Source organism: Streptomyces sp. NPDC107498 (assembly GCF_055582805.1).
On record NZ_JBVJPE010000027.1, the window covers coordinates 48,962 to 52,600 of the forward strand.

Genomic DNA, 3,639 nt, shown 5'->3' on the forward strand with positions numbered 1-3,639 from the left:
GTTTCCGCCGCGACGACCGCCCCTCCGGTGGCTTCCGTCGTGACGACCGTCCGTCGGGCGGCTTCAACCGCGACGACCGCGGCGGCCACCGCGGCAGCGACCGTCCGTTCAACCGCGACCGTCGCGACGACCGCCCCGCCGGCGGCTTCCGCTCGGGCGGCGACCGCCCGTACGGCCGTCGTGACGACCACCGCGGCAGCACCGGTTCGACCGGCGGCTCCTTCGGCCGCCGCGACGACAAGCCGCGCTGGAAGCGCAACGGCTGAGGCCGCGTGACCTGACGCGCCGACCCGGACGCGTACGACGAACCCCCGTGACACCGGATGTCACGGGGGTTCGTCGTACCCGGCGTACAACCTTTCGGCCACGGCGTCGGTCTCGTACGCGGACGCGCGTGGAGTTCACGCGTTCGGCTCCGCCTCCGCCGTATCGATGGAACGACCCCGGGGAAGGCCCCTCTTGTCACGTACCGCACCAGCGCGACGCGCGCACGCGCGCGCCGCCCTCGTCCTGGCACTCGCGACCGTCACGGCCGCGACGTCCGCCGGGATCGCCGCTCCGCCCGCCGTCGCCGAGACGGCGCCGCAGACCACCGTGCTGCCGGCCGCGCCCCGCTTCTCGCCGCGCGCCACCTCGATCCTCAACGCCGGCGAGACCGGCTACCTGCTGGCGCAGGAGGGCGACACCCGCCTCCAGTGGATCGAGTACGCCACCGGCAAGGCGACCCCGCTCGCCGTCACCCTGCCCGAGGCGCCGCGCTACGACTACGAGAGCGGCTACTGGGACTGGTACCAGAAGCTGCCGATCTTCGGCGCCCACTGGGGCCAGGGCTCCGACACGGTCGCCGTGCACTCCGAGACCCCGGCCCCGCACGTGACCCTCCAGAAGGGCGCGGGCGCGGTCTTCGCGGACATCGTGCTGCCCGAGGGTCAGGCGTACGTGGGCACCTACGGCGACACCGTGGTGACCCGCACCGGCGAGGCGAGCGCCCCCACCGGCTACCACCTGCTGCGGTCCGAGGCCGGGAAGGTCACGGACACGCCGGTCACCGGCCTCCCCGAGGACGCGGTGCTCAGCGGGGTGGAGGACGGCGACGCGACCTCGCTCGTCGTCAAGTACAAGGACTCCGCCGAGGGGTGGGGGAGCTGGGCCCTCGTCGACCTGGCGGACGGGGTGGCCGAAGCGCTCCCGGAGCCCGAGGGCGACCCGTACGAGGTGAACGGCTTCCGGCTCGGAGCCGGAACGATCCTGCGGCTGCGCACCGGCCGGTCCGAGATCGACGTCCTGGACCGCGCCGCGCCGGCGACCCCGCTCCGCACCGTGGAGTCCGGCTCCGTCTCGTCCGACGCGACCTTCGCCGCCGTGGGCACGACCGTGCTCGCCGTCCAGCGGCAGAACCCCGGGGACAACGAGTACCGCGGCTCGGGCCTCTGGACCCTCCCCGGGGAGGACGAGGGCGGTCTGAAGGCCGTGCTGCAACTGGCCGACGAGCAGGTCGTCCTGGCACCCGACGGGACCGCGCTGATCGCCGGGGCGAAGAGCGCGGAGTCGCAGGGCGACATCGACTGGGCCGTGCACCGGCTCGTACCGGCGGCCGGCGGCGGCGTCGAGACGCGCCGCCTCGCCACCGTCGAGCCCATGCCCGCGCGGATCTACGGCCTCTCCCTCGGCAGCGGTGTCCTCACCCGGGCCGAGAACAGCACCTACTTCCAGCCCGGCGACTACTACGGCGTCTACCGCTCCACCTGGCTGACCGGCGCCGGGCAGCCCCAGCCGGTCCGCACGACCGTGGACGGGTTGATGCGCGGCGAGGACGGCGACTGCCACACGACCGACGGGCGCTGCGCCGTGCTCTTCGCCAGCGGCGACGGCTTCCACGGGCGCCGGGACGCCACGTACGACGACGCCACCATGCTGTACGCGAACGGGGCGAGCACCTGGGGTCCGCGCGTCACCACCGGCATGAGCAGCCCCGAACTGGTCGGGCTCTCCGGTCGGTTCGGCCTCGTCGCCAGCGCCACCACCACCCTGCGCGAGAACCCGTACGTCGTGGAGTTCCGGAAGCAGGGAACCGGGACCGTCCGCGAACGGCGCACCGACACCACCGCCGCGCTGTGGGGCTCCACCCTCTGGAGCGCCGCCAAGGACAGTCCGACGGTCACCTCGAAGTCGCTGGCGTCCGGCGCGGCGGGCGCGTCCTTCACCACCCGCAACACGTGCGCGCCGGCCCAGCTCCAGGCCGCCGGCCGCTGGGTCTACTGGTCCTGCGACCAGGACAGCTGGGGTTCGGGCCGGGGCTCCGGCGTCTACGACCGACAGACCGGGCGGACCATGGACGTCCCGGGCCTGGACTTCCGCAACACGCTCCTCGGCGACGGCTACCTCGTCCGCCAGGACCCGGAGGCGGGGCTGCGCCTCTACGACCTGCACGCCGGGCTGCCCGCCTCGGGCTCGGCCGCCGACGTGCCGCAGCGGACGCTGGCGAGCGCCGCCGACCTCGGTCCGGAGGCCCAGGCGGGCCGGGACTGGACCGTCGACCGCTTCGGCGGCCACGTCGCCTACGCCGGCACCGACCAGCGCGTCCGCATCGTCGACACCGGGGTCGCCGCGCCGCCCGTCGGCGTCATCGACTCCACCGTCACCGGCGCCGCGCTGAACCTCGCCTCCTCCGGGGCCGGCTGGTCCGGCAGCTGGTGGACCTCCAAGCCGACCGGGGCCTGGAAGGTCACGGTGAAGGAGAACGCCACCGGGACGGTCGTCCACACCGTCTCGGGCGCCGAGGCACGCGGCCGGATCGACGCCGGCTGGAGCGGGAGGAACGGCTCCGGCCAGGCCGCGCGGAACGGCGCGTACACCTGGACCCTCACCGCCCGGCCCGCCGACGGCGTCGGCGCCGACCTGTCGCTGACCGGCACCCTGACGGTGAGCGGCGGCGCCCCCGCGCCCCGGCCCGCCTGGCGCGACCTCAGCGGTGACGGCAAGGGCGACCTGGTCGGTCTCACCCCGGCCGGGACGCTGGCCGTGCGGACCGGGACCGGCGCCGGCGGGCTCGGCACCGGCGCGTCGGCGGCCGGCTGGCCCGCGACCTCGACGGTCGTCCCCTTCGGGGACCTCTCGGGCGACGGGTGCAACGACCTCCTGGTGCGCGACGCCGCGGGCGTCCTGACCCGGTACGACGGCGGCTGCGGAACGGCGTTCGCGCCGAGCGGCCCGAAGCGGACGATCGGCGGCGGCTGGCAGGTCTACAACGGCCTCACCGCGTCCGGCGACCTGACGGGCGACGGCCGGACCGACCTCCTCGCCCGCACCCCGGCCGGCGAGCTGTGGATGTACGCCGACGACGGCACGGGCGGGTTCAAGCCGCGGGTGAAGGTCGGCGGCGGCTGGCAGATCTACAACGCCCTGGTCGGCGTCGGTGACTTCACCGGTGACGGCAAGGCGGATCTGGTGGCCCGGGACGCGACCGGCGTGCTGTGGCGGTACGCCGGCACCGGCACCGGCGCCTTCGCCGCCCGGGTGAAGGTCGGCGGCGGCTGGCAGGCCTACAACGCCCTGGTCGGCGTCGGTGACTTCACCGGTGACGGCAAGGCGGATCTGGTGGCCCGGGACGCGACCGGCGTGCTGTGGCGGTACGCCGGC

The 3,639-nt window shown here is 75.1% G+C and carries 1 protein-coding gene and 1 pseudogene; both read left to right on the plus strand.

Going from position 1 to position 3,639, the window contains the following annotated elements:
- Window positions 1-266 (plus strand): annotated as a pseudogene (locus ACZ66Z_RS32555) (DEAD/DEAH box helicase); the annotation flags it as partial.
- Window positions 267-459: 193 nt separating this feature from the next.
- The coding region (locus ACZ66Z_RS32560; protein ID WP_469939218.1) for an FG-GAP-like repeat-containing protein at window positions 460-3,639 on the plus strand (3,180 nt) is incomplete at its 3' end.